Raw genomic sequence first — 4,168 nt, 5'->3', positions numbered from 1 at the left:
GTGCACCATCCGCGCGCTGACACCTGTTTTCGACGCTGAACCGTAGGGGCCAAATACATGTGCACCATTGCCCTACTCGGCATCGGCCTTTCCGTCGGCGGCGCTCTCATGCAGGGGCAGCAGGAAAAGCAAATGGCCGACATGCAGGCCAAGGCCTACGAGCAGCAGGCACAGGCTGACGCTCAAGCATCTACGTTCGAACAGTCGCAGGAGAAGCATAAGCAAGACCTGTTGGCAGCTAATGGCCGCGCACAGGTCGGTGCCTCGGGCGTCGCCGTCGCCGGCTCGCCGACAGAGGTGCTTGCCGCGAATGCCCGGCAGAACCAACTTGACCTCAAGGCCATTCAATACGGCTCGGCGCTCCGCCAGAACAACTTGAACACGCAGGCGTCGATCTCCCGCTTCAGCGGCAAGCAGGCGGTTGGCGCTAGCATCATCAAGGCTGGCAGTAACCTCGTTTCCGGTATCACGAACCTCTACGACCCAAAGAAGGCATTCGGGATCGGCGGTTCGGCGTTTGCATCATAAAGGGCTTTCATGGCTGTCATTCCCCTTCAGGTCGCCGAACGCCGCCTCGATACCGGCAACGTCGTTTCGTATCCGCAGGGATCGCCAATTGGCGCCGCCGTCGAGGGGGCTGGCGACCAGTTTCAGGCGGTCGCCGAACGCGTGAAGGCTCGGCAGGATGAACTGGACAACTTTAAGCGCATCACGGTCGAAAACTCCTATGATCAGGACATGGCCAATCAGGCGGCCGAAGCCGCACGCAACGGTGCTGCTGACGGTTCCGGTCTACACAACACCATAGTCGGACAGGTTGATCCGAGCGGACGCGTTGTTAAGCCGGGTCTGTTCGACACGCTTGCCCAGAAGTACCGGGACCAAGTACCGGAAAGTCAGCGCGGGTTTTTCGATGCGAGCCTTCCCGCAAAGCGCTTGCAATTGTCTGGCAGCGCGGCTTCCGCGCAGTACGAGCAAGAGCAGAAATATGCCACGCTCGAAACCACGAAGATTCAGAACGGCCTGGTCGCTTCGATCCTGCAAATGGACCCGAACGACAGTGCGTCCTACGACGCATATAAGGCCAAGGGGCGCGCTGCCATCCTTGCCAGCCCGCTGAGCCCGCTCGCGAAACAGGCGACGCTGGACGGCTGGGACCAAGCTGCACCGAAGGCGCTTGCGGAGGCGATCAGCGCCCGCGACCCGGGAAAGCTACGCGAGTTGTTTGGCATGGCCGCGCCGTCCGCTTCCGACGGCACAGCAGTCGATGTCGTTACAGACAAGATCGTCGGCGTTGAAAGCGGCGGCGATCCGAACGCTGAAAATCCCAATTCGTCCGCCTCTGGTGTTGGGCAGTTCTTGGACTCGACATGGGTGCAGATCATCCGCCAGCATCGCCCGGATATCGCGGCCGGCAAGAGCGCTGCCCAACTCATCGCGCTAAAGAAAGATCGCAAACTCGGCAGGGAGATGACCCGCGCCTATCAACTGGACAATGCCGACTATCTTGCCAATAGAGGCGAGGCCACGACACCCGGCAACATCTATCTTGCTCACTTCCTCGGGCCTGGCGGCGCGGTCAATACGCTCAAGGCAGACCCGAACACGCCCATTGTCGATGTCGTTGGACAGGATGTCGTCAACGCCAATCCATTCCTGCGTGGCAAAACGGCTAGCGACACGATCGCGTGGGCCGACAAGAAGATGGGCAGCGCTGGCGCTTCGGCAAAGCCGGACCCTCGCTTTCAAGGCCTGTCGCCGGATGACATGCTGTCGCTCGCAAATCGCGACGACGTTGCATTCCGGCAGAAACAGACAGCGGATATTGCTCAATCGAAGGTGGAATATCAGGGGTACAAAGATCACATCGAGCTTGGCATCCGCACTGGCGAAATCCGAGATCCTGCCCTGATCCTCAACAGCAAGCTCAACGAAGGCGACCAGGCGTCGCTTTACGAGATGCTGAGGACGCAAAACAAAGACAGCGCCGGTGTCGACGCGATCATCGGCGCGATCGGCAGTGGTCAGAAGGTCTCGATCAACAGCTTCGACAGTGACCAGACCAAGATCGCTGACAAGGCCTTCGGGCAGTTTGTTGCTGGTGTAGCACCAGAACAGCGGTCGGCGGCGACGTCGACCTATGTGTCGGCGACGGGGTACATTCCCGACCAGGTGCAGGCACAGCTTCGGCAAGGCGCCGCCTCGAAAACAGGGCCGGAACTGTCTTCGGCTCTGTCTCAGGCTGATACACTGGAGCGGATCGCGCCCAAGTCGTTCGGCAACATTCCTGGCAGTGACGTGCAGACGAAGCTGACCGACTACCGGCATCTGGTGAACGACCTCGGCATGACAGGCGAGGCTGCTGCGCAGGAGATCATTCGCCGCGCCGACCCGTCGACGAAGGCAAGCGTCGAGGTGCTGAAGCCCGCCGCAGAGAAATTCCTGAAGGGCTTGACCGTTGGCGACGTGACAAACGCGTTTGACAGTTTCACCGGTCCCGGTGGTGAGCCTGGCGCTGGTGTGATGCCGCAGCAGCCGACCGAACTGCTGGCCGAATACAAGGAACTGGCAGGCGATGCATTCTATGAGACCGGCGGCGATGCCGGGATGGCGAAGGCTCGGGCTGTCGCGGCTATTCAGAAAAATTGGGCGGTGAGCAACGTCTCCGGTTCGCCGAACCTGATGCGCATGGCGCCCGAACTCTACTATCCGCCGGTTGGGGACAAGTTCGACTACCTGCGCGCCGATGCCATGCAGACCGCGCAAGCCTATGTTGACGAGCACCACCCCGGCCGCAAGGTCGAGAACGTTGCCATCAAGATGGGCGAGTGGACGCGCCGCGATGCTGAGATGATGCGCACCGACAAGAACCGGTTTCCGCGCTACAAGCTTTACTACCAGTTCGAAGACCATGGTCAGACGACTTGGGAAGAGGCTTACGGCGCACCCTGGGGTGTCGATGCCGGCACGATCGACAAGGCACGCGAGAGCGAAATCGCCCCGCGAATGCAGACGGAATCGGAAGGCAGCGCGGTCGATGGTTCGATCCTTCGCCAAGCACAAGGCAAGGTGCGCGACATCGTCGCCGACCCGTATTCAAGCGACCTCACCAAGGCGTTGCAGGCTGAGACCACATCGGCCGGCGCGCGGTTCCAAGTCGACGTTCGCAAGGATCAGCGAAAGCGGGCCGCAGCACCGCCGCTGTCGTCTGATGAGCAGCCGCCCAGCACTGGCACATATGACGGCAGCCAGAAGACAGGCTTCGGGGGAAACTGATGGGCATTATCACCTATCCCGACGATCCATTGCCGATCGACAATTTCGGTGCTGTCGACTACCGGCCTGATCCGGACAAGGAGATCGCGCCCGATGTGATGACGGTCCTTGGCTCGGCCGTGCGCCAGAGCAATACGATCGGCTCAATGGCGTCGAACAAGATGGCCGGCGTCAACATTTATGCGCCGGAAGAAGGCTGGGACGGCCGAACCGCTTATGAGCGCATCAAGGGCACGAAATACGAACCGCACTGGGATCGCTTCGCGCCGCTGCAAAACAGTGTCGCCTTCAACGCCATGCAGTCGCAGATCGACATGGAAACGGAGGATCGCCGCAATGTCGATTCCGCTGGTTGGCTTGGGACGGCCTTCAGCGGCGCGGCTTCGATCGTCGACCTTCCGACGCTCGTGCCTGGTGGCGAAGCGGTCACCGGTGTCCGATTGGGGCGGGCAGTGGTTCAGACCGGACTGCGCACCGCTATCGCAGGAGGCCTCAGCGCGACTGCATCTGAAATCGCGCTCCAGTCAACGCAACAGACTCGGCCGCTCTCTGACAGCATCGTAGGCGTCGGCGCCGGCTTCGTTCTGGGTGGTTTGCTGGGATCCGGAGCCGGAGCACTGATGTCGGTCGCAGAACGAAAGACGGCATTGCGATCTGTCGAGAACGCCTTGAGGGAAAAAGTACCGACCCCAGACGAAGTTTGGGCTGACGTGCAGGCTCAGAGCGGCGGCTCGGCAGCGGCTCCTCGGCCTCTCCTATCGGACTACGACATCGGCGATGGCATGGGCGCCAAGACGGTCGGCAAGGTGCAATCCGGCTTCAACCCTTTGCTGCGTGCCGCCCACAGCCCAAATGCGATCCATCGCGAAATCGTGTCGAACATGGCCGAGAC

General features: G+C 61.0%; 3 protein-coding genes. All 3 read left to right on the top strand.

What is annotated here, in order from left to right:
- The first annotated feature begins 57 nt into the window (after window positions 1-57).
- Window positions 58-528 (top strand): hypothetical protein, encoded by a 471-nt coding sequence (locus tag EN750_RS21235; protein WP_127397549.1) that lies wholly within the window; start codon window positions 58-60, stop codon window positions 526-528.
- 9 nt (window positions 529-537) lie between these two features.
- Window positions 538-3,276: a hypothetical protein gene (locus EN750_RS21230; protein ID WP_127397548.1), complete on the top strand. Its 2,739-nt coding sequence runs from the start codon at window positions 538-540 to the stop codon at window positions 3,274-3,276.
- Window positions 3,276-4,168: hypothetical protein (locus EN750_RS21225; RefSeq protein WP_145967812.1), on the top strand; the 893-nt coding region annotated here is incomplete at its 3' end. The genes EN750_RS21230 and EN750_RS21225, both read left to right, overlap by 1 nt.

Source organism: Mesorhizobium sp. M7A.F.Ca.ET.027.03.2.1, from assembly GCF_003999175.1.
Lineage (GTDB): Bacteria > Pseudomonadota > Alphaproteobacteria > Rhizobiales > Rhizobiaceae > Mesorhizobium.
The sequence above is the reverse complement of the archived record's forward strand: the minus strand, read 5'-3'. Positions and strand labels throughout refer to the sequence as shown.

Excerpts from the sequence above, each read along its gene's own strand:
- EN750_RS21230 (WP_127397548.1), top strand. The coding sequence starts at position 538 with ATGGCTGTCATTCCCCTTCAGGTCGCCGAACGCCGCCTCGATACCGGC.
- EN750_RS21235 (WP_127397549.1), top strand. The coding sequence starts at position 58 with ATGTGCACCATTGCCCTACTCGGCATCGGCCTTTCCGTCGGCGGCGCT.